Origin of the sequence: Uliginosibacterium sp. H1, from assembly GCF_036017065.1 — a bacterium.
In the GTDB taxonomy this organism is placed as follows: domain Bacteria; phylum Pseudomonadota; class Gammaproteobacteria; order Burkholderiales; family Rhodocyclaceae; genus Uliginosibacterium.
Window position 1 is genome coordinate 766,603 of record NZ_JAYXHR010000002.1, and the last position, 21,971, is coordinate 788,573.

The following is a 21,971-nucleotide window of genomic DNA, read 5'->3' on the forward strand; positions in this document are numbered from 1 at the left end:
CTAACCTGCCGGAGCGTTTCCCATGAACACCCTGTCGACCCGCCTGCGTGGCGGTCTGGTGGCTGTCGCCGCCGCGTTGCTGTCCACCGCTGCCTTCGCCCAGAGCGGCACCATCACGCTGTACACCTCGCAGCCCAGCGACCAGATGGCGGAGGCGATCAAGGCCTTCAACCAGCAGTACCCGAACGTGAAGGTGGAAGTCTTCCGTTCCGGCACCACCGAGGTGATGAACAAGCTGCAGGCGGAGTTCACGGCCGGCGCGCCGCAGGCGGACGTGGTGCTGATCGCCGATGCGGTGGCGGCCACCCAGCTGAAGAACGACGGCCGCCTGCTGGCCTACAAGGAAGCGCCGGTGGGCAAGCTGCCGAAGGCGCTGGTCGATCCCGACATGACCTTCTTCGGCACCAAGCTGATCACCACTGGCATCGTCTATAACCGCAATCTGGTGAAGACGCCGCCGAAGTCCTGGAACGACCTGCTGGCGAAGAACGTGGCGTCCTCGCTGATCATGCCCAGCCCGCTGTACTCCGGCGCGGCGGCCATCCACGTCGGCACCGTGGTGCAGAACAAGGCCTTCGGCTGGGGCTACTACGAGAAGCTGGCCGACGGCGGCGCGATGGCCAGCAAGGGTAACGGCAACGTCATCGAGGCGGTGGCCAAGGGCGAGAAGGCCTACGGCATCCTCATCGAGTACATGGCCTTCAACGCCAAGACCAAGGGCTCGCCGGTGGACTTCGTGTTTCCGGCGGAAGGCGTGAGTGTCATCTCGCAGCCGGTGGCCATCCTCAAGACCAGCAAGAACCTGCCGGCGGCCAAGGCCTTCGTGGACTGGCAACTGTCGGAGGCGGCGCAGCGCCAGTCGGTGGGCCAGGGCTACTTCCCGGTGTTCGCCGGCGTGGCGCCGCCTGCCGGCTACCCGCAGGTGGACGGCCTGAAGTTCCTGAACGCCGACAACGGCACGCTGCTGAAGGACGACGAAGCCAACAAGAAGAAGTTCGCCGACATCTTCGGAGGCTGATCTGTCCGGCAATGCCTTGCAGACGGTCGCGCCGCTGGCGCGGCCGTCGTCGTTTACCGGTGCCGCTCCGCGCTTTTCTGCCGAGCACGCCCTGACGGCCGCGCTGCTGCTGTGGGTGCTGGTGCTGTGCGCATGGCCGCTGGCGCGGCTGTTCGTGGAAGCCTTCAGCGCGGTGCCCGGCCAGCCCTTCGCGCTGTTCGCGGAAGCCTGGGACAGCACGCGGGTGTGGCGCGCCTTCCGCAACACGCTGGCGGCATCCGCTGGCGCCACGCTGGTGTCGATGCTGCTGGGTACCAGCGTGGCCTTGCTGCTCGGGCTCACCGACGTGCGGGCGCGGGCGTCGGCGGTGTTCGTGTTCCTGCTGCCGCTGCTGATCCCGCCGCAGATCCTCGCCATGGCCTGGGCGGAACTGCTGGGGCCGGGCAGTGCCATCCTCGCGCCGCTGGGGCTGGCACCGGCGCCGGGCACGCCCAACCCCTTGTACTCCGGCACCGGTGTCGCGCTGGTGATGGGTGTCGAGCATTCCGCGGTGGTGTTCCTCGCGGTGCGCGCCGCCATGCGCAACCTGCCGCGCGACCTGGTGGAGGCGGCGCGTCTCGCGGGCGCCTCGCCGCTCCTCGTCACCCGTCGCATCCTGCTGCCGTTGTTGCGTCCCGCCATGCTGGCCGGTGCGGCGGTGGCCTTCGTGTCGGCCATCGGCAACTTCGGCGTGCCGGCCCTGCTGGGCATTCCCGGCCGCTTCCCGATGCTCACCACGCTGATCTACCAGCGCCTCAACGGCTTCGGCCCCAAGGTGCTGGGCGAGGTGTCGGTCATCGGCGTGTTGCTGGTGCTGCTGGCGGCGGCGGGCCTGGGCCTGCGCGCCTGGCTGGTGCGACGCACCGGCAGCATCGAGCGTGGCGCGCCGCTGCAGCCCTTCGCGCTCGGCGCGCGGCGGCCGTGGGCGGAGGCGCTGCTGTGGCTGTTGCTGGGCTTCTGCTGCCTGCTGCCCCTGTTCGCCCTCGTTGCCGGCTCGCTGGTGCCGGCGGTCGGCGTGCCGCTGAACGCGGACACCGCGAGCCTGGCGCACTACCGCAGCGTACTGGGGCAGAGCAACGTGCTGCGCGCCTTCGCCAACAGCTTCATGCTGGCCGCGTCGGCGGCGCTGGCCTGCGCGCTGGTGGCGGTGCCCTTCGCCTACCTCGCCACCCTGCGCCGCGTGCGCGCCGTGCGGGTGCTGGACGCGGTGGCCGACGCGCCCTACGCGGTGCCCGGCATCGTGCTGTCCATCGGCGTGATCCTGGTGTTCCTCAAGCCGCTGCCGCTGCTGGGCGTGTCGCTGTACGGCACGCTGGGCATCATCTTCGTGGCCTACCTGTCGCGCTTCCTGCCGCTGGCCTTGCGGCCGGCGGGCGCGGCCTTCGAGACGCTGGACCGCGCGGTGGACGAAGCCGCGCAGATGGCCGGCGCCGGCGTGCTGACCCGCCTGCGCCGCGTGCTGCTGCCGCTGGTGGCGCCCTCGGTGGCGGCCGGCGCCATCCTGGTGTTCATGACCGCCTTCAACGAGCTGACCGTGTCCGCGCTGCTGTGGTCCACCGGCGCCGAAACGCTGGGCGTGGTGGTCTTCATGCTGCACTACGAAGGTAACTCGCCGGCGGCCTCGGCGGTCGCGGTCATGTCCATCACCGTCACCCTGCTGCTTGCCATCGTCATGTCGCTGCTGGCGCGCAGGCTCCCTCCCGGTACCGTGCCATGGCAAGCCTGAACCCCGCCGATCTCGCCGCCCCCACCGGTGCGGCTGTGCCCGTTGCTCCCCGCGTGCTGGCGCAGGGCGTCGTCAAGAGCTTCGGCCTGACGCATGCATTGCGCGGCGTCGACCTGCAGGCCGCGCCGGGGGAGTACATCGCCCTGCTGGGGCCGTCTGGCTGCGGCAAGACGACCCTGCTGCGCGTCATCGCCGGCTTCGAGCGGCCCGACGAAGGCAGCCTGCAGCTGGAAGGCCGCAGCATGTCCGGCGCACAGCATCATCTGCCGCCGGAGCAGCGCGGGCTGGGCATGGTGTTCCAGTCCTACGCGCTGTGGCCGCACATGACGGTGGCCGACAACGTGGGCTTCGCGTTGTCGCTGCGCAAGCTGCCGCCGGCCGAGCAGCGTCGCCGCGTCGACGAAGCGCTCGCGGTGGTGGGCCTGTCGGACCTGGCCAGTCGCCAGCCCGCGCAACTGTCCGGCGGCCAGCGCCAGCGCGTCGCACTCGCACGTTGCCTGGCGATGCGCCCGCCGGTGGTGTTGCTCGACGAGCCGCTGGCCAACCTCGACACCCATCTGCGCGAAGCGATGCAGCACGAGTTCCGCCGCCTCAACCGCGAGCTGGGCGCGACCTTCATCCACGTCACGCACGATCACGCCGAGGCCATGTCGTTGGCCGACCGCGTGGTGGTGATGGAGGACGGGCTGGTGCGCCAGGATGCCGCGCCGGAACAGCTCTACCGGGAGCCGTCCTGCCGCATGGTGGCGGAGTTCGTCGGCGGCGGCATGGTGTTGCCGGTGACGGTGTGGGCCGACGCCGGCGATGGCCTGACGCAGGCCGGGCTGTGGGGCATGGCCTGCCTGTTGCGCGGCGTCGCCGATGGACGCGCGACGGCAACGGCCTGCTTCCGCCCGCGCGACTTCAGCCTGGAGCCGGTGCAGCTGCCCGGTGGCACTTCGGTCGGCCTGCGTTGTCAGGTGGTGGACAGCGCGTATCGCGGCGGCGTGTACATCGCCACGGTGCGGCCGGATGCGGAGCCCCAGGCGCTGCTGCGGGTGGAATGCACGCAGCGGCCAGTGCCGGGGCCGGCGCGCCTGACGGTGCGCGACGGCTGGCTGTTGCCGGCCGCCTGAGCTGGAGGATCGGTGGGACGGGACGCACATCGCGGCCCTGACATCCGCAATCGGAAACCATCGAAAATCATCGGAAGTCACGGGATGCAACTGCACGCCATTTCCGGGCTGGGCAGCAAGGGGCCGGCCTGTTTCCTGCTGGAAGTCGCTGGCCGCCGCCTGCTGTTCGACCTGGGCGCCGGCCCGGACGCCGGCGTGCGGCCGGACGTGGAGGACGTGGGGCCGGTGGACGCCGTGCTGCTCAGCCACGGCCATGCCGACCACTGCGCCGCGCTGGACATGCTGGACCTGCTCGGCGATCCGCCCGTGTACGCCACCGTGGCGGCGCAGGCGACCGGCCATCGCCGCCTGCGCGAGGCCCGCATCGTGGAGCTGCCCCTGCAAGGCGCCACCACGGTGTGCGGCCTGCCGCTGCAGACCGGCCGCAGCGGCCACGCCCCCGGCGGCATCTGGATGCATCTGGGCGTCGAAGGCGGCTTCCTCTACATGGGCGACCACTTCGCCGCATCGCTGCTGTATGCCTGCGACCCGCCGCCGCCCGCGCGGGTGATGCTGCTGGATGCGTCCTACGGTGACGACGACACCGACGTGGACGCCGCGCGCGTGGCCTGGCTGGAGGCGGTGCTGCACAAACCCGCACTGCTGCCCGCGCCGGCCGGTGGCCGTGGCCCGGAGATGGCCGCCTTCGCCACCGCCTACGGCATGCGTCCCGCGCTGTGCCCGCAACAGCTCCAGCTCGTCGACTACCTGTCGGGTGACGGCAGTGCCGTGTTGCGGCCGGGTGCCGCCGCGCTGCTGCGGGACTGTCGCAGCACGGCGCTGGCGCTGTCCGCCGATACGCCGCCGCAGGCGCTGATGATTGCCGCCACCGCGGATGCCGAGGGCGGCGTGGCGGGGCAGCTGTGCGAACGCTGGCAGCAGCGCGCCGACGAGGTGGCCATTCTGTTCTCGGGGCACGTGGCGCGCGGCACGCTGGCGGAGTCCCTGTACGACAGTGGCCGCGCAGGTTTCGCGCGCTGGCATGTGCACCCCACGCTGACGCAGTTGCGCGACCTGGTGGCCGCGATGAAGCCGCAGATCGTGTTGCCGGCCTTCGGTGACGCGCGCCATCACCGCGCCTGGCAGGCGGCCTTCAGTCCGGCGCTGGTGTTGCTGGATACGCCGGTCGCGCTGTAGCGATCGGCACCGCCACGCCGTGGGCTTCAGGCTGCCAGCCTGACGACGTTGCGGCCTGCGCGCTTGGCGGCGTACAGCGCCTGGTCGGCCTGCTCCAGCCACTGCGGGCTGCTCTCGATGGACGAGGACAGCTCCGCGATGCCGATGCTCACCGTCAGGTACTGCTCCGCGTTGAAAGGCAGCGGCGAGGACGCCAGTGCATCGCGGACACGCTCCGCCAGGCGCATCGCGTGGCTGGCGTCGGTCTCCGGCAGGATCACCGCAAACTCCTCGCCGCCGACGCGGCCGGCGATGTCGCTGTGTCGCACCTGCACCTGGATCAGGTGGCCCAGGTGGCGGATCGCCTCGTCGCCACAGGCGTGGCCGTAGGTGTCGTTGATGGTCTTGAAGTGGTCGGCGTCCAGCAGCAGCAGGCTGGACGGGCGGCCGTGGCGGCTGGCGCGGGCGAACTCCTCTTCCAGGCGCTGCTGCCAGTGCGCGCGGCTGAACAGGCCGGACAGCGGGTCGCGTTCGTGGGCGAGCTTGAGTTCCTGCTTCTGCTGGCTGAGTTTCAGCGACAGCCTGTAGGTCACCACGCCGATGAGGATGGGATACACCACGAGGAAGGGAATGCAGGCGGCGATGGTGGCGAGGCTGGCGGTCGGCTGGTGGCGGACATCCAGCGCGATGAAGGCCAGCATCACGCCGGCGAGGTGCGCCACCAGTCCGCGCAGGAACAGGCGCACGCCACCGACGGCGATGTTGTCCATGCTCAGCATGGTGAGGATCAGCACGCTGGGCAGCAGGTTGAAGCTCATCGCCACCACCCAGAACCCGCCGGAAACGGAATCGATCAGCAGGTTGCGGTGCTCGGCCTCGAAAGGGTTGGCCGAGCGGCTGGCCCACCAGAAGGCGATGTGCGGCCACAGCAGGCCGTTGAGGATCACCAGCGGCCACAACCAAGCCGGTGCACCGACTTGCAGCAACGCCGCACCCACCGCGACGGCGCCGAGACCGAGGCCGACGGTGCGTGGTCCCCAGATGCGCCGCACCAGGCTCAGGCCACGCTGATGACGGATCTCCAGGCGGGTCGCTGCAAGTGGCGAGGCGAGGGACGAAGCGCGCTGATCCATGAAGCCGGCAAGGGTGAAAGCACAGAGGCCCTCACTCTACCGCGAGTGTCGCGACGGCTACCTGTCGGCGCTCAGATAAAGCCCATCGTCATGTGCGCTGATGCCGGCTCAGGCCGGATCAGCCCGGATGATCGCCGTCGACGTAGTACCAGCGGCCGTCCTCGCGCACGAAACGTGAATGTTCGCGCAAACGTTCCGCGCGTCCACCGATGCGGCAGCGCGCCTCGAAATCCACCGTGCCGTGATGGTCGTCCTGCAGCGCGCTGGACAGCACCCTGAGCCCGATCCACTTCGGCGAGCCGTCGCCGCCGAGTTCCGCGGGACGCGTCGAGGCATGCCAGGTCGACAGCAGGTAGCTGTCGATGCCAAGCGCATAGGCGCTGTAACGCGAGCGCATCAGCGCTTCCGGCGTGGGGGCGGTTTCGCCGCCGTGGTAGCGGCCACAGCAGGCGGCGTAGGTGGCGGGCAGGCCGCAGGGGCAGGGCTGCTTCGCGGGTTCAGGTCTGGCGGGCATAGATGTCGGGCGTGATCTGCGCGTGCAGCGCGTCGCCCGCAAGGTAGCGGCGGATGTTCGCCAGCGCAAACGCGCCGGCATCGCGGCGGCGGTCCACGGTCGGGCCGGCCATGTGCGGCAGCAGGGTGACGTTGGGCAGGTTGCGCAGCGGCGAGTCGGCGGACAGCGGTTCCACGGCGAACACGTCCAGCGCGAACTGCACCTGGCCTTCGCGCGCGACGCGGATCATCGCGTCCTCGTCCACCACCGCGCCGCGGCCGATGTTCACGAACACTCCGCCGGGGCGGATGCTGCGCAGCAGGGTTTCATCGACGAGGCCGCGGGTACGCTCGGTGAGCGGCGCCAGTTCGACGATCACGTCGTTCCGTGCGAACAGTTCGGCCAGCGTGTCCGCGCGCGTCACGCCGCAGGCCGCGAGTTCGGCATCCGGCACGCTGGGCGAATAAGTCTGCACCTGCACGCCGAAGGGCTGCATCAGCTTCACCAGTTCGCGCGCGATGGCGCCGAAGCCATGCAGGCCGACCCGCCGTTCGAACAGCGAATGGAATTGCGAGCCATCGTCCTTCCAGGCGCCGCGCGGCATCTCGCGTGCCCAGTGACTGGCACGGCGCAGGGCGGCGATGGCGAGGAACAGGCCGCACTCGGCCATCACCCGGCTTACCGAATTGCCCCAGTTGCTGACCCGCAGGCCGCGCTCGACTTGCTGCGCGCTGACGAACTTGCGCACCGAGCCGGTGAGGTGGCACAGGTACTGCAGGCCGTCCGCTGCGTCCGGTCCCACCGGGTAGTCGCCGGGCAGCGCCGGGGTCTTCCATCCCGACACCAGCAGCTGCGGTCGGCGTGCGGCGAGCAGGGCCGCCCAGGCCGTGGCATCCAGCTCGCGCGGGTCGACGATTTCCAGCGCTGGCAACAGCTTCTGCAGCTCGCCAAACAGAGGGGGCGGCAGGAAATCGGCGTGTTCCCGGGGGGTGATGGCGAGCAGGGTGCGGGGAGCGGTCATGACGGGAAAACCAGGTCAGATCAGGAAGGAAATCGTTTGCCTTGCGATTGTACGGGAGCGTGCTGAGGCAGCCCTTCACAATTTAATCCGGGTGATATTGCGTCGGGAATTAAATCCGGGTAAATTGCGCCTCGATCCGGAATTAAACCCGGGTAAATCATTCCCGTGTCGCGCAGTCCTCCCGTCGAGTACCCATCATGTCTTCCAGCTTCCAGGCCCGATCCAGCCCCTTCTTCCACACCGCGACACCGTGCGCCGCCTTCGCCGGCGAACGCCTGATCGCCGCTGGCCCGCTCGCGGCGGTGGTCACTGCCGTGAAGGCGGAACTGGCGCGGGCCGCCGACACGCAGGTGCTCGTCTTCGAGGATGCCCAGGGCCGGCCCGTCGACATCGACTGGCGTGGCGATGCGGCACAGGTGCTGGCGACGCTGCCGCCTGCCCCGGCGGATGACCCGGCCACCGAAGGCCCGCGTGGGCCGGGGCGGCCGAAGCTGGGCGTGGTCGCCCGCGAGGTGACCCTGCTGCCGCGCCACTGGGACTGGCTGGCCAGCCAGTCCGGCGGCGCCTCGGTGGCCTTGCGCAAGCTGGTGGACGCCGCCCGCAAGGCAGGCGAGCAGGGCGAGCGGATACGCCACGCGCAGGAGGCGGCCTACCGCGTCATGCAGGCCCTGGCGGGCAACCAGGCGGGCTTCGAGGAAGCCTCGCGCGCGCTGTTCGCGGGTGATGCGGCGGCGTTCGACGGCCACACGGCAGGCTGGCCGCAGGATGCGCGCGACTACACCCGCCGGCTCGCCGCGCCGGCGTTCGCCACCGACGCTACGGCCTGAAGCCGGCGCCGGAAACGAACAGGGCGCCGCCCTTGCGGACGACGCCCTGTTCAGTGGTGTGCGCTGGAGCCTGCGCTCAGCCGCCGACCACGCCGCCATCCTCGCGGCGGATCACCACCGTGCCGGAGCGCGGCCGGCCACCCAGGGTGGCGCCGAACTGGCTCGCCGGCCAGGCGCCGAAGGCGGTGGGCTTTTCCGGGTCCGCACGTTCGCTGGGGCTCTCGCCCGGGTGCTGGATGTTCACGAACAGCGTCTTGCCATCCGGGGTGCCGGCGATGCCGGTCACCTCGCAGCCCGAGGGGCCGGTCAGGAAGCGGCGGATCTCGCGCGTCACCGTGTCGGCCACAAGCATCTGGTTGTTGCCGATGTTGGCGTAGTCGCCCTTGTTGATCACCGAGGTGGACACGTCGGTCTGGATCCACAGGCGGCCGGTGCGATCGAACCACAGGCCGTCCGGGCTGCCGAACACGTCGCCCTTGATGTTGCCGCGCTGGGCTTCGTCCGGGTGCTTGGGGTCGCCGGCCAGCACGAAGATGTCCCATTCGAACTTCTTCGCGGTGGCGTCGCCTTTGGCTTCACGCCAGCGGATGATGTGGCCGAAGACGTTCTTGGGGCGCGGGTTGCTGGCGTTCAGCGTGCCGGGGTTCTTCTCGTCGGCGCGCAGGCTGTTGTTGGTCAGCGCGCAAAACACCTCGCCGGTCTTCGGGTGGGTGGCGATCCACTCCGGACGGTCCATCTTGGTGGCGCCCACCGCGTCGGCCGCCTGGCGGCAACGGATCAGCACCGAACCCTGGTCGGGAAAGCCGTTCTCCGCGGTCAGCTTGCCTTCGCCGTGCACCAGCGGCAGCCAGACGCCACCGCCGAACTCGTCGAACTTCGCGACGTACAGCGTGCCGCGATCCAGCAGGTGACGATTGGCTTCCGGGTGCTGGCGGTCGAACTTGTTCTCGCTGACGAATTTGTAGATGTACTCGAAGCGCTCGTCGTCGCCCATGTACACCACCACGTGACCGTTCTTCGCCACCTGCACGTCGGCGCCTTCGTGCTTGAAGCGGCCCAGCGCGGTGCGCTTCTGCGGCAGGCTGTCCGGGCGCAGCGGGTCGATTTCCACCACCCAGCCGAAGCGGTTCGGCTCGTTGGGGTGCTTCGCCGAATTGAAGCGCTCGTCGAACTCGTGCCAGCGATAGCCGGCGCCACCTTCCTTCAGGCCGTAGCGCTTCTCGTCGGCGGTCGGCTCCTTGGCGGAGCTGAAGTAGCCGTTGAAGTTCTCTTCGCAGGTCAGGTAGGTGCCCCACGGCGTCTGGCCGTTGGCGCAGTTGTTGAAGGTGCCGAAGGCACGCAGGCCGCGCGGGTCGTCCTTGGTCTGCAGCAGCGCGTGGCCGGCCGCGGGGCCGGACAGGCCGATGGGCGAACTGGCCGTGATGCGGCGGGCATAGGGCGAGGGACGCACCACCTTCCAGCGGTTGCCGGCGGCCAGCACCTCGATGACCGACACGCCGTGCGCGGCCTGCGCCTTGCGCACCTTCTCGGCGCTCCAGGTCTTCATGCCGTCCGCATGCAGCAGGCCGTCGTCGGTGTACTCGTGGTTCATCACCAGCAGGCCATGGGCGGAGCCTTCGCTGTTGCTCTTGCCGAGCGGGAAGTAGCTCATGCCGTCGTGGTGCATGCCGGCCTGGCGCTCCTGGTCGGCGGCGCTGCCGCTGCCGTCCGCCTTGAAGCCGGGACCGCTGGAGATCGGGTCGCCCCAGGCGTACAGCAGGTCGACGTTGTAGCCTTCCGGCACCGCGACCGCATCGGCGGTGGACACGGGCACTGCCTTGAAGCCCAGCTTCACCGAGGGCTTGTCGGTGGCAGCGGCAGCCATGCCGGGCACGAAGCCCAATGCGGCAGCGCCCAGGCTGCCCTGCAGCAGGCGACGGCGTGCGATGTCGGTGGCCAGGATGTCGGCGAAACTGGGGTTCGGGCTGTCATTGCTGACGCCCTCGTCGGCGGCGAAGTGAGCTTGGTCCATTGCGGATCTCCGTGGTTGTGCGGGCCGCTGGCGGGGCGGCCGGGAAAACCGGACGAAGCTAATCCGCGTGGGTTACAGATATGTGACCGTTCGATGAAACGTCACGCCGAGGTCACACACCCAGGGCAACACCGAGGTCATCCCCCCGGGTCGCGCAGCGGCAGGCGCATTTCGACACACAGGCCGCCCTGCTCGCGATTTCGGGCACGCACGCTGCCGCCGTGGGCTTCGATCGCCTGGCGGGTGATGGTGAGGCCCAGACCGTAGCCGTCGTTGCTGCGTGAGTCATTGAGGCGGACGAAGGGGTCGAAGATGGCGTCCAGCGCCGACTCGGCCACCCCCGGGCCCTCGTCCTCGACACGGATGCAGGCCAGCGGGCCGACACGGCGCAGTGAGATGGAGACCGTGCCGCTGGCGGGGCTGTAGCGCAGCGCATTGCGGATCACGTTGTCGATCGCGCGCAGCAGCAGTTCGCCGCGCCCCTCCACCTGTGCGTGTTCCGCGCAGGCGAGCACCAGATTGCAGTCTCTGGCCTCGAATTCGAAGCGCGCGTCCTCCACCAGCTCATGCAGCAACTCGGACAGCTCGATCCGTTCCGCCAGGCTGCCGAAGCCCCCGGCCTGCAGTCGTGACAGGGTGAGCAGCTCTTCGACCAGCCGGTTGATGCGGGCGGACTCGCGCTCCAGCCGCTGCATGCTCTCCGGGATGCGTTCCGGTTGCTGGCGCACCAGGTCGATCGCCAGCTGCATGCGCGCCAGCGGCGAGCGGATCTCGTGGGAAACGTCGTGCAGCAGGCGGCGCTGGTTGTCGATCAGCATCTTCAGCTGGGCCGAGGTGCGATCGAAATCGCCGGCCAGGTCGCTCAGTTCATCGCGCCAGCGGCCGGGTTTGCCGACCGGGTTGGCGGTGCTGAAGTCCCCGCCGGCCACGGCGCCGAAAGCCTTGCGCAGCCCGACGATGGGGCGCGACAGGTGGCGGGCGAGCAGGGCCGCGGAAATCAGGCTGGCGACGAGGCCGACAACCAGCGGTGGCCACGGGACGCCACGTGGCCCCGGGCCGTGCCCGGGGGAAAAGCCGGGGCGTGGCGCCGCGCCGTCACCGGGCGGGCCGGAGAAGGGCCTGTCAGCGATGGGGCCTTCAGGCGTGGGGCCGGGCGGGCGCCTGTCGGGCTGCCCCGGAGGCGGCGGCAGCAACGCCGCGCTCTGCTTGTCGGAGCGCTCGATCCAGATCAGCACGCCTACGCCCCAGACGGTCAGCACCTGGGTCAGGAAGATGGCGAGGAAGAGTTTCCAGAACAGGCGGCCCATGGCGGCGGGTGACGTGTTGTGTGGCGTGTCGTGCGGAGGTGCCGCCCAGTGGCGGATTCTTAGTGGCGAATCAGTTGGTAGCCCTGGCGGAACACGGTCTGGATCACGGAGCGCCCGTCATCCAGCGGGCCGAGCTTCTCGCGGATCTTGGAGAGGTGGACTTCGATGCTGCGGTCGAACTTCTGCTGCGGTCGTCCGAGCCCCTCGTCGGAGAGCTGCTGCTTGCTGATCGTGCGGCCGACATTGCGGGCCAGCACTTCCAGGAGGTTGAACTCGGTGCTGGTCAGTTCCAGTGCCTGGCCCCGCCATTCGGCACGGCGCTCGTCGGGCCACATGCACAGTTCGCCGGCGATGACCGGCTGCTCGCCCGCGGGCTCCGGTGCGCTACTGATCCGGCGCAGGATGGCGCGGATGCGCGCCGTGATCTCGCGCGCCGTGCAGGGCTTGGCGACGTAATCGTCCGCACCCTGTTCGAGGCCGATGATGCGGTCGATGTCGTCACCCTTGGCGGTGAGCATCAGCACCGGCATGCGGCTCTTCTGGCGGAGCCGGTTGAGCACTTCGATGCCGGACAGGCGCGGCAGCATGACGTCCAGCACGGCGATGGCGAAGTCACCACCGAGTGCCAGGCGCAGGCCCTCTTCGCCATCGTGGGCGGTCTCGACGTCGAAGCCTTCGCGCCGGAGATACTCCTTCATCATCTCCACGAGTTCGGCGTCGTCATCCACCAGTAGGACACGGCTCATGGAAAAGGCCTGTCTCGCATTGACATCATCGTTGAATGATAGCGGTTGACCGTCTGTGCCCCCTGCCGGGGAGAGGCGCCGCAGCGCCCGTCACGCGCCGCATCGGCAAGCTTTGCCGGTGCGGCCTTGTTCCTGACCCCGGCCGGATGGCCGAAGCGCCCTGCTGGCGCGGATCGCGGCCTCACGGACAGGATTGCCGCCACCCGGTATGCCCGTGGAATCCTGCCGCCCGACGCATCCAGCGGGCGCTGCATTATTCGTTCTCTTGAGCCCGGCTGCGTGTTTCTTGAGGAGTTTTTAACTGCTTTGAGCCGACCTGTCGGAGAGAACCGCGAGAGCTGGCCGATAACTTGCCATGTGCAGCGTGCATTCATGCCGGAACTGCCGGCATGGCGCAGGTGGCTGGCGTCGCCAGCCTTGAAGATCACCCGCAGGGCAAGGAGTTCATGATGATCAGTGGAGTCGGCAGCAATATCAGTTCGCTGGCCAGTCAGTTGTTTTCGAAGCTGGACAGCAAGAGTCAGGGCTACATCGAGCAGACGGATCTGCAGGAAGCCTTCGACAGGATGTCGTCGAGCAGCTCTTCCAGCAGCAATGTGGAAGAGATCTTCTCCAGCCTCGACAGTGACAGCGATGGCAAGGTCACCGAAAGCGAGATGAGCAGCAGCCTCACCCGTCTCGCGGAGGAGCTGGACAACCAGTTCAATTCCATGCGCATGAGCCAGGCGATTGGTGGCATGGGTGGTCCAGGCGGCATGGGCGGCATGCCCCCCGGCCCGCCACCGCCGGGTGGCCCCGGTGGAGGGAGGAGTGAGGACGATGCGGGCTTCACCCTGGAGGAGCTGCAAGGCCAGCTCGAGGAAACCGGCAGCACCGACAGCGAGCGCGCCAGCCTGATCTTCAGCGTGATCGAGAACTTCGACGAAGCCGATACGGATGGTGACGGCAAGGTGAGCTTCGAGGAGGCGATGGCGCTCGACCAGGCGAAGAACGGCAACGATGCTGCGTCGAAGACGGCCAGCGCCACGCAGGCGGGCAGCAGCACGGGCAATGAGCTGGCAGTGATGATGCGCATAATGCAGCTGGCGCAGTCCTACGGCGTGTTCGGCACGCAGCAGGAAAGCGCACTCTCCGTGGTGGCCTGAGCGGTACGCCAGGCGCTCTGGCGCCGCGCAGGGAAACGGCCCGCACATGGCGGGCCGTTGTCACTGCATCGCTACGGATACGTCAGGGATGCACGAGGTAGCGGATCAGCTCGCCCATGTAGGTGATGTAGGCCTGCGTGGAGATGCCCTGCACCGGTGTCGTGGTGTTGAAGGGCGAGGTGTCGTACTTGTCGCCCACCAGCGTCTGCGAGTAGTCACCCGGCGTCGGGGTCGCCGGGCCCGGCCCGATGTAGGGGTTGCTGGTCTGTGTCAGCGGCGTGACCCAGCGGCCCTTGTAGGTAGAGCCCGGCACCGGCTGCAGGGTGTCGATGAGCTGCTGGGCACGGGCCGCGGTGACCGGCGTGCCGATCGGCGTGCCGTTCGGATTGTTGAGATCCGACACCTCGATTTCCACCAGCGTGAAGTAGCGCGGCAGCGGTAGCCCCGTGACATACAGCGGCGAGCGGGCGCGCACCTGCTCCGGCGTGGTCGCACTCAGCGTGTTGTAGCGGCTCCACAGTGCGTTCAGGTCGATGGTGCGGAACGAGTTGTAATGCGTGATCGGCCTGGTGATGTCGTAGTCCGCGTAGTAGTAGCCGCTCACCACGTTGGAGCCGGTGCGGTGCACGTAGATGTGCCTGTTGGTACCGATCTCGATGAAGGTGGGATGGGTGCGGTTGAGCTGGGCCGCCACGTCCGGCGCCAGCCTGACGGTGTTCAGCCAGTTCAGCGCCTCGGGAATGCGGGCCAGGAAGTCGCGTCGCCCGGTCAGCTCGTAGAAGGTCATCATGTTCGACAGCGCCGCGGCCGTGGTGTGGGTGGCCAGCGCCAGCGGCTCGTACGAGCGCGCGCCGGCGGGTCGCAGGTCCGGCGTGTACTGCAGCGAGAAGCCCGGCTGCGGTTGTGGCTGCTGCAGGTTGAGGAAGACGTTCATCGCGCGGTTGATCGGGTCCAGCACCTTCGTGTAACCGAGGGTCTGGTACACCATCACGAGGAACTCGATGTTCTCCTGCGCGACGTTGTCGTTCAGCGTGATGTAGCCGGTGTAGTCCGGCTTGCCGCGGAAGGACCACTCCGGCGCCTTCGGGAAGCGCTGCGGATAGCCGCCGCTGGGGTACTGCGCGGCGAGGATGAAGTCGACCACCTTGTCCAGCGGCGCCTTGAAGCGGGCGTCGCGCTTCTCCAGGTAGAAGCGCAGCAGGAACATGGCGGCTTCCGAGGTCACCGCGTCGTCGAAGGTGGCGTTGCCGTAGTAGTGGAAGAACTCCTCCAGGCGCCAGCCGTTCTGGCCGATGGTCTCGTACCACTTCTTGATGGACGCCTCACCCTTGGCGTCGTACATGTAGTTCCAGCCGCCGGCCGGATGCTGGGCCTGCACCACGCCGAAGGCCACCTTCTCGGCGCGGCGGTAGTAATAGTCGTCGCCGGTGGCGTGATACGCGTCGAGCAGCAGGTGCCCTACCGTCGCGGTACCGGGTGGCTGCATCCAGATCATCGACGGATAGGCCTCCATCTCGCCGAAGCGGCGACTGCCATCGAGCTGGTACGACCATACGAACCCGCCTTTGTAGGCGATGTCCTCGGTCATGTACTCGGTGGCCTTCTTCATTGCCGCCTTGACCTGCGCGTCGCCTGGCCCCGTCTGCGCAGCCGCCGCTGGCGACCACAGAATGGTGGTTGCACTGGCGAGGCTGACGCACAGTCCGAGCGCGGTGTGGCGCAGGATGGCTTTTATCTGCGTCAGGGAACGCAGGGCGCGGTGGGCTCCGGTGTCGCGCGCAGGGCGCGACGGATGCTGCATCGATTGCATCATGGTGGTGTCTCCTGGATGGAGTGCATGGGAAGGCCGCCCGGAATCGGGACGACCGGTTTCCTCCCTTCACGTCTTGATGTGACGTTCTTCTGGAATGGCGCTGTCCGCATGGCAGCGCTGCCGTCGCAGCCATGCAGCATGAAAGCGCCGTCTACACGCTAGACGGCGCTTCCGGCAGGTGCGTATCAGGGTTTGGGCGTCGCCAGCACACGACGCCGCCATCGGCCTGGGATCATGCGGATGGCATTGAACGAAGCCTGGCGTGGCCGGGCGGCCGATGATGCCGAGCGGGGACGACGAGTGGGATTCAGGCGACGCGCTGGAGGTGCACGTCGCATATCACATCGAAACAACGCCAAATCGCCGGGAAAAGCCGAAGCCCTGGCGTTCAGGCACCCAAGCCGTCAGCGACGCGAAAAACGCCGATTCACCAGCCGCGTTCGGCGCGCAGCTGGGCGAGTACCGGCGCCGTATCGGGCCGGACTTCGCGCCACAGCGAGAAGGACTCCGCGCCCTGTTCCACCAGCATGCCGATGCCGTCGGCGGTGGTACCCGCGCCGGTCGCAGCGGCGTGCTGCATGAAGACGGTAGGCTGGGGCTTGTAGGCCATGTCGTAGACCAGGCTGTCGGCATCCCAGGCGCCGGCGGGTACCGGCGGCAGTTCGCCGGTCATGCTGGCGGCGCTGCCGTTCACGATCACGTCGAAGCGGCCGGCGATGGCTTCGAAGCCACCGCCTTCCAGTCGCGTATCACCACGCAGGTCGGCGAAGGCATCCGCCAGCGCGGCCGCCTTGTCCGCCGTGCGGTTGGCGATGAAGAGCAGGGCCGGTTGCTGCGCGAGGATGGGTTCGATGACGCCGCGCACCGCACCGCCAGCGCCCAGCAGCAGCACCTTGCGGCCAGCCAGCGGACGCTTGAGGTTGTGCACGATGTCGCGCACCAGGCCGACCCCGTCGGTGGTATCGCCGTAGATCTCCTCGCCGCGGAAGGCCAGGGTGTTCACCGCCTGCGCACGTTGCGCGCGCTCCGACAGGCGCGTGGCGAAGCGGAAGGCGTCGTCCTTGAACGGCATCGTGACGTTCATGCCGCGACCGCCGTCCGCCACGAAGGCACGCACCGCCTCCACGAAGCCATCCACCGGGGCGAGCAGGGCTTCATAGCGCAGGTCCTGCTGCGTCTGCTGCGCGAAGGCGCTGTGCAGCACCGGGGACTTGCTCTGGGCGATGGGATTGCCGATGACGGCGTAACGGTCGGTCATGGATTTTGCTTTTCGTCAGAGGGTGGCCGCATGTCGAACGGCCGCTCCATCCTGCCTTGGAAGAATGGTGAACCGGTGATCGCCTTCGTACCTTGTAACACCCACGCGATAGCGATCCAGCGACACCACGCCGATCAACAACGGGGGCAACCAAGTGACGAATTGCATGCCACCGAATTCGGCGGGATAGTCGGAGTGCGGATTCGGCGTATGCACATACAGAGCGTCGGAGCCGGGATCGTTGGGATAGATGGAAACGAAGACCTGGTGCGGTTTCGACTGCTGATGCAGTTGAGACTGCACACGCGCGAAGGCATGCATCAGCGGGCGCAGGTGTTTGCGATGCTCGAGACGGCTGCGCGTGCCCCGACTCTCCCAGTCGAAATGCTCGTGCCAGTAGTTGCACCAGTTGTCGCCGGCGATATCGACGGACAGGGTGCGGGCCGACTGCCAGACGCCGCGCCAGTATTCCAGCTCGGCGTCGTTACGCACCCCCGGACACGCCTTGCGATGCTTTGCGACACGGGACATCGCTACTCCGTCGTGACCTTCTCGTTGATGAAGGTCCAGGTCCGCGTCACCACCAGCACGTCGGTGTCCTTGCGGATGTTGTCCGGGAAGGGGGCGAAGGGCGAGGCCAGCTGGAGGATGCGCAGGGCGTGTTCGTCCAGCGCCTTGTTGCCGGAGGAGCGCTCGACGTGCTTGTTGATGATGCTGCCGTCGTAGCTCAGTTCCACCGACACCAGCACGCTGCCGTACAGCTTGTTGCCGGCGCTCTTGGGGAAGTTGAGGGTGCCGACGCGTTCGATCTTGGCGCGCCAGTCTTCCACGTACTGCGCGAAGCGGTATTCCTGGGTGCGGGCGCCGACGAACTGCTTGCGCGGGCGTTGTGCGTACTCGCGCAGCTGGCGGTCGATGACGGCTTCCTGCCGGGCGATGGCGCGGGCCTGGTCGCGCAGGTCCAGCGCGCTGGGCGCGGGCGTCTCGGCCGGTGGCGTTTCGGCCGGCGTGTTGCGGTCGACATTCACCTTGGCGCTGGCGAGCGCCTTGGTCATCAGCTCGCGTTGCGCGCGTTCCAGTTGCTGGACGCGGCGCTGGGTCTCGACCAGCGAGTCGCCTTCGCGGTTGGCGTTCTCCGGCGGCAGGGGCGAGGTGGGCATCGCCTTCTGGTCGACATTGCCGCCGCCATCGAGGTTGGCCTGGGCCAGCGCCTGGGCGTTCTTCGGCTTCTGGGCGTGCTTGGCGTTCACCAGCACGATTTCCAGCCCGCGGTCCTGCTGCTTCGAGAGCTTCAGCTCCGGCACCGTGAAGTTCAGGGCGCTGAGCACGGCGTGCACCGCCACCGAGCTGCAGATGCCGATGACCAGCGCGTTGACCAGCATCCACGGGCGCGCGGCGCGCGGTACGTGGTACTTGCGCCGCGCCTGCCTGTCAGGGGCGGGCGCAGCGGGCACCTTGGCTTTTGGGGGCTTTGCGGATGGCTGCCGGGGAGACATGCGGCGGAATTCTACGCGGGCGAGGCGGCGCCTTCCTGGCCGCCCGTCTCCTCGGCGGCGGGGGCGGCCCCGGCAGTTGCGGCGTTGTCCACGGGCGCATCGACGACGTCGCCGATGGCGTCCAGCTCGGCCTCGTCGACCGTCTCCGGCTCGGCGCTGCCATCCGGACCACCCAATGGAGGCAGGCTGGCGAGGTACTTGGCGCGCAGGTCGATGTCGAGCAGGTCGAAGCCGTCCAGCGACACCTGCACGCGGGTGCCGGGATGCACGTTGCCGGGCACGCCGCCCAGCTTGAACACGAAGGGCACTTCCTCCAGCCGCACGATGTTCTCGCGCAGCACGCGGGCGCTGGTCTCGCTGAGGCCGTGCTGGCGCAGCCAGCGCAGACACCAGTAGCGCTCCATGCCGCGCTGGAAGTCGTTGTAGGCGTTGTAGGTGGTGTCGAAGTCGTTCATCGCCGCCGCGAGCTGGGCCGAGCCAGGGGGGAAATGAGGCGTCTGACCGCGCAGGTGGGCGATGAGTTGCCACTGGTTGCAGAGGTCGACGTAGCGGCGCAGCGGGCTGGTGGACCAGGCGTAGCAACTGACGCCCAGGCCTTCGTGCGGCGCGGCGGCGGTGGTCATGCGCACGCGGCCCTGGCTCTGCGCGCGATAGATGGCGGGAATGCCGACGTCGGCCAGCACTTTGCCCCAGGTGGAGTTGGCCAGGATCATCAGCTCGGCCACCAGCTTGTCCAGCGGCGAGCCGCGCTTGCGGCGCTCGATGCTGACGGCGCCGGGGCCGTCTTGCGTCTGCGCGTCCCAGTCGACGTTGTAGTTGTAGTCGAGCAGGTTCTGGTTGGCGCTGGGCTTGCCGCGGCCGGCTTCCAGCACGGTGGCGAATTCCCACAGCACGGTCAGCTCGCGCTTGTACGGGAAGTCCGGGCCGCCGTCGGCCAGCGTCTCTTCGTTGAACACCGGCTCGATGTCGTGGTGCCGCAGGTTGGCGGCCACCGGCACGCGCTCGATGGTGGAGCGGTGGCCGAGGATGCGGTAATCGCTCGCCACGTCCACGTACAGCGACACGGCGGCGCGGGCCTGCCCTGCGCCCAGCGTGTAGTGGCCTACCGCGTCGTCCGGCAGCATGGTGATCTTGTTGCCCGGCATGTAGACCGTGGACAGGCGGTCGCGGGCGATGGCGTCCACCGCGTCGCCCGGCGCGATGCCCAGGCCCGGCGCGGCGATGTGGATGCCCACCACCCAGCCGCCGCCTTCGCGCGGCGTCAGCGACAGGGCGTCGTCGATCTCGGTGGTGCTGGCGTCGTCGATGGAGAAGGCCTGCACCTCGGCCAGCGGCAGCTCCGGCGGCGCGGCCAGCGGTGGCAGGGCCGGGAAGTCGGTGCCCTGCGGAAAGTGCTCGAACAGGAAGCGGCCGTAGTGGAAGTCGTAGGTCGAGGCCAGCGCGCCGACCTTCAACATCAGGCGGGCGGGCGACAGGCCGGTGTCCGCGCAGGCGGCTTCCAGCGCCTTGGTTTCCAGGCGGTTGCGGTCCGGCTTGTAGAGCAGTTGCGCGAGCAGCGGCTTCAGTTCGGCGGGCAGCGTGCCGGCCACCAGCTCGGCACCCATGCGCTCCACCTGTTCCTGCTGCAGGCGCTTCTTCTCCAGGCCGGCCAGGGCGGCCTGCAGGATCTCGGCCGGCGCCTTGCGGAAGCGGCCGCGGCCCTTGCGGTGGAAATACACCGGCGCCGAGAACAGCTTCACCAGCACGGCGCTGGACTCGACGGCGCTGGGCGTGTGGCCGAAATAGTCGGCGGCGAACTCGCTGAAGCCGAACTCTTCGTCGCCGCACATCTCCCACAGGAACTCGGTATCCATGCCCGCCGCCTCGGCCTCGGCACGCGCCAGCAATTCGCTGGCGGCGGGCTGGGTGTAGCGCAGCAGCACATTGGCGGATTTCAGTTTGACGCGCTTGCCGTGCGGGGTTTCAACCTGCAGGGACGTGTCGTTGTCGGTGAGGACCGTACCGGTGCGGAAGGCACCGTCCTCTTCAAACAGGACGTTCATGGAAATCCGGGGGGAAGGAACAGGGGACGCGGCGGGCCGCAGAACAGAGGCGCGATTATACCGGCGCCCCTTGTTTGTCCGACATTGCGCCCGCACATCGGGGGAATGCCTTCCGGCGCCCCACCTGCCCACCTTTTGCGACGAGGAGCTTCGCTATGCTGATTCCCTGCCCCCACTGCAGCACCCGCAACAACGTGCCGGACGAGCGCCTGGGCGACGGCCCGACCTGCGGACAGTGCAAGCAGGCCCTGCTGCCGGCCGAGCCGGTGACGCTGACCGACGCCAGTTTCGATGCCGTCGCGGGCCGCCATCCGCTGACGGTGGTGGTGGACTTCTGGGCCGACTGGTGCGGCCCCTGCAAGATGATGGCGCCGCATTTCGCGCAGGCTGCCGGCCAGCGCACCGGCAAGGTGTTGTTCGCCAAGCTGGACACCGAGGCGGCGCCGGCGATCGCCGGCCGCTACCAGATCCGCAGCATTCCCTGCCTGGTGGCGTTCCGCGATGGCCAGGAGATCGGCCGGCTGACCGGGGCGCGGCCGGCCGGGGAGATCCTGCGCTGGGTGGATGGTCTGCGCTGAGTGGTCTGGGCTGAGCGGGTCGGCCCCGAGCCCTGACCGGGCCTGCGGGGCGTCAGCGCTTCTTCGGCTGGGTGGAGCTGCGCACCAGCAGGCGCGGCTCCAGCAGTTCCACCGTGGGGCTGTGGTCACCACTCTGGATGGCGCGGTGCAGGCGCTCCATCGAGCAACCGCCAAGGTCTTCGCTGCGCATGTCCACCGTGGTCAGTGATGGCGTGACGTAGCGCGATACCGGGATGTTGTCGAAGCCGGCCAGCACCATGTCGTCCGGCACCCGCACGCCGAGCGCGCACAAGCCGTGCAGCAGGCCGATGGCGATCATGTCGTTGTAGCAGACGATGGCGTCGGTCTTGTAGTCGCCATAGACGAGGCTTGCGGCGATGGCTTCGCCGGCTTCCATGGTCTGCGTGTCGACCACCACCTCGCGCAGCTCTGCCCCGTCGGCGATGGAGCGCAGCGCGTTGATGCGATCGGCGTTCCATATGGATTTCGAGTAGCCCACGTAGGTGAGCCGGCGCCGCCCTGCGTCCAGGATGTGGCGACCGAGCAGCAGCGCCGCTTCCCAGCCGCGGATCTGGATCGACGGCGAGGGCGGTGGCGCTTTCGGTTCATGCAGCGTCTGGCCGAACAGCACTGCCGGCTTGCCCAGTTGCAGCGGCAGGTCGCGCGCGTCTTCGGGCAGGCGCAGGCTGAGGATCAGGCCGTCGACCCGGCGCGCCAGGTCGTCGATGGTCTGCCGGGCGTGCGACACGTCCTCCTTCAGGTCCACCACGATCAGGTTGTAGCCGTGTTCCTGCGCCTTGATGCTGGCGCCGTGGACGATGTTGGTGAAGTGGGGGTTGCGGATGTCCAGCACCACCAGCCCGATCGAACCGAACAGGCCGGTGGCCATGCTGCGCGCCCCCGGGTTCTGGCGGTAGTTCAGCGACAGGATGGCCTCGCGCACGCGCGCCTCCAGCTCCGGTTTGAACTGGTAGCGGCGGTTGAGGATCATCGACACCGTCGCGGTGGAGACGCCGGCGGCGGCGGCGACATCTTTCAGGGTTGCGGGTCGTTTCGACATGGGCGGATC

19 protein-coding genes are annotated in these 21,971 nt (G+C 68.5%); 7 read left to right on the plus strand and 12 right to left on the minus strand.

The genetic code is table 11. The features are described from left to right. Positions 1 to 22: 22 nt before the first annotated feature. From VVD47_RS13170 to VVD47_RS13185, 4 genes are all read left to right on the plus strand, one after another. Entirely contained in the window at positions 23 to 1,018 is a 996-nt protein-coding gene (locus VVD47_RS13170) for an ABC transporter substrate-binding protein (protein WP_327603932.1), read from the plus strand. A gap of 16 nt (positions 1,019 to 1,034) precedes the next feature. Next, on the plus strand, positions 1,035 to 2,762 hold the full coding sequence (locus VVD47_RS13175) for an ABC transporter permease (RefSeq protein WP_327603933.1): 1,728 nt from the start codon (positions 1,035 to 1,037) through the stop codon (positions 2,760 to 2,762). After that, complete coding sequence (locus tag VVD47_RS13180) at positions 2,750 to 3,877, plus strand: ABC transporter ATP-binding protein (protein ID WP_327603934.1); 1,128 nt, start codon at positions 2,750 to 2,752, stop codon at positions 3,875 to 3,877. Before VVD47_RS13175 ends, VVD47_RS13180 begins: the two co-directional genes overlap by 13 nt. A gap of 84 nt (positions 3,878 to 3,961) precedes the next feature. Next, positions 3,962 to 5,053 carry an MBL fold metallo-hydrolase gene (locus VVD47_RS13185; protein ID WP_327603935.1) on the plus strand — a complete coding sequence of 364 codons (1,092 nt, stop codon included), beginning with the start codon at positions 3,962 to 3,964 and terminating at the stop codon, positions 5,051 to 5,053. A gap of 26 nt (positions 5,054 to 5,079) precedes the next feature. On the opposite strand, the gene VVD47_RS13190 is transcribed toward VVD47_RS13185, so the two are convergent. The 3 genes from VVD47_RS13190 to VVD47_RS13200 all read right to left on the minus strand — a co-directional run bounded on the left by VVD47_RS13190 (position 5,080) and on the right by VVD47_RS13200 (position 7,679). Further along, complete coding sequence (locus VVD47_RS13190) at positions 5,080 to 6,165, minus strand: diguanylate cyclase (protein WP_327603936.1); 1,086 nt, start codon at positions 6,163 to 6,165, stop codon at positions 5,080 to 5,082. A 118-nt stretch (positions 6,166 to 6,283) separates the two neighbouring features. Next, on the minus strand, positions 6,284 to 6,679 hold the full coding sequence (locus tag VVD47_RS13195) for a YchJ family protein (RefSeq protein WP_327603937.1): 396 nt from the start codon (positions 6,677 to 6,679) through the stop codon (positions 6,284 to 6,286). Then, complete coding sequence (locus tag VVD47_RS13200; RefSeq protein ID WP_327603938.1) at positions 6,663 to 7,679, minus strand: hydroxyacid dehydrogenase; 1,017 nt, start codon at positions 7,677 to 7,679, stop codon at positions 6,663 to 6,665. The genes VVD47_RS13195 and VVD47_RS13200 overlap by 17 nt, the downstream gene beginning before the upstream one ends. A gap of 197 nt (positions 7,680 to 7,876) precedes the next feature. Between VVD47_RS13200 and VVD47_RS13205 the strand changes: the two genes are divergently transcribed. Beyond that, entirely contained in the window at positions 7,877 to 8,506 is a 630-nt protein-coding gene (locus VVD47_RS13205; protein WP_327603939.1) for a DUF2239 family protein, read from the plus strand. A gap of 76 nt (positions 8,507 to 8,582) precedes the next feature. Here the strand turns inward: VVD47_RS13205 and VVD47_RS13210 are convergent, their stop codons facing one another. From VVD47_RS13210 to VVD47_RS13220, 3 genes are all read right to left on the minus strand, one after another. Continuing rightward, the gene (locus tag VVD47_RS13210; RefSeq protein ID WP_327603940.1) at positions 8,583 to 10,517 is read right to left on the minus strand and encodes a PhoX family protein; all 1,935 of its coding nucleotides are present in this window, start codon (positions 10,515 to 10,517) and stop codon (positions 8,583 to 8,585) included. Between the two features lie 137 nt (positions 10,518 to 10,654). Continuing rightward, positions 10,655 to 11,824, minus strand: coding sequence for a sensor histidine kinase (locus VVD47_RS13215; RefSeq protein ID WP_327603941.1), 1,170 nt, complete (start codon positions 11,822 to 11,824; stop codon positions 10,655 to 10,657). 59 nt (positions 11,825 to 11,883) lie between these two features. Next, positions 11,884 to 12,570, minus strand: coding sequence for a response regulator transcription factor (locus VVD47_RS13220; RefSeq protein WP_327603942.1), 687 nt, complete (start codon positions 12,568 to 12,570; stop codon positions 11,884 to 11,886). A 389-nt stretch (positions 12,571 to 12,959) separates the two neighbouring features. Here VVD47_RS13220 and VVD47_RS13225 point away from each other — a divergent pair, with 389 nt between their 5' ends. Continuing rightward, positions 12,960 to 13,715 (plus strand): EF-hand domain-containing protein, encoded by a 756-nt coding sequence (locus VVD47_RS13225; RefSeq protein WP_327603943.1) that lies wholly within the window; start codon positions 12,960 to 12,962, stop codon positions 13,713 to 13,715. Between the two features lie 82 nt (positions 13,716 to 13,797). On the opposite strand, the gene VVD47_RS13230 is transcribed toward VVD47_RS13225, so the two are convergent. From VVD47_RS13230 to VVD47_RS13250, 5 genes are all read right to left on the minus strand, one after another. After that, positions 13,798 to 15,528, minus strand: coding sequence for a pectate lyase (locus VVD47_RS13230; protein ID WP_327603944.1), 1,731 nt, complete (start codon positions 15,526 to 15,528; stop codon positions 13,798 to 13,800). Between the two features lie 427 nt (positions 15,529 to 15,955). Further along, on the minus strand, positions 15,956 to 16,786 hold the full coding sequence (gene aroE, locus VVD47_RS13235; protein WP_327603945.1) for a shikimate dehydrogenase: 831 nt from the start codon (positions 16,784 to 16,786) through the stop codon (positions 15,956 to 15,958). 15 nt (positions 16,787 to 16,801) lie between these two features. Further along, positions 16,802 to 17,317: a hypothetical protein gene (locus VVD47_RS13240; RefSeq protein WP_327603946.1), complete on the minus strand. Its 516-nt coding sequence runs from the start codon at positions 17,315 to 17,317 to the stop codon at positions 16,802 to 16,804. Positions 17,318 to 17,319: 2 nt separating this feature from the next. Further along, complete coding sequence (locus VVD47_RS13245) at positions 17,320 to 18,240, minus strand: energy transducer TonB family protein (protein ID WP_327603947.1); 921 nt, start codon at positions 18,238 to 18,240, stop codon at positions 17,320 to 17,322. 53 nt (positions 18,241 to 18,293) lie between these two features. Next, positions 18,294 to 20,324 (minus strand): ribonuclease catalytic domain-containing protein, encoded by a 2,031-nt coding sequence (locus tag VVD47_RS13250; protein WP_327603948.1) that lies wholly within the window; start codon positions 20,322 to 20,324, stop codon positions 18,294 to 18,296. Positions 20,325 to 20,479: 155 nt separating this feature from the next. On the opposite strand from VVD47_RS13250, the gene trxC reads away from it, so the two are divergent. After that, entirely contained in the window at positions 20,480 to 20,902 is a 423-nt protein-coding gene (gene trxC / locus VVD47_RS13255; RefSeq protein WP_327603949.1) for a thioredoxin TrxC, read from the plus strand. A gap of 52 nt (positions 20,903 to 20,954) precedes the next feature. Here trxC and VVD47_RS13260 read toward each other — a convergent pair whose 3' ends face one another. Next, positions 20,955 to 21,962 carry a LacI family DNA-binding transcriptional regulator gene (locus VVD47_RS13260; RefSeq protein ID WP_327603950.1) on the minus strand — a complete coding sequence of 336 codons (1,008 nt, stop codon included), beginning with the start codon at positions 21,960 to 21,962 and terminating at the stop codon, positions 20,955 to 20,957. Positions 21,963 to 21,971 lie beyond the last annotated feature (9 nt).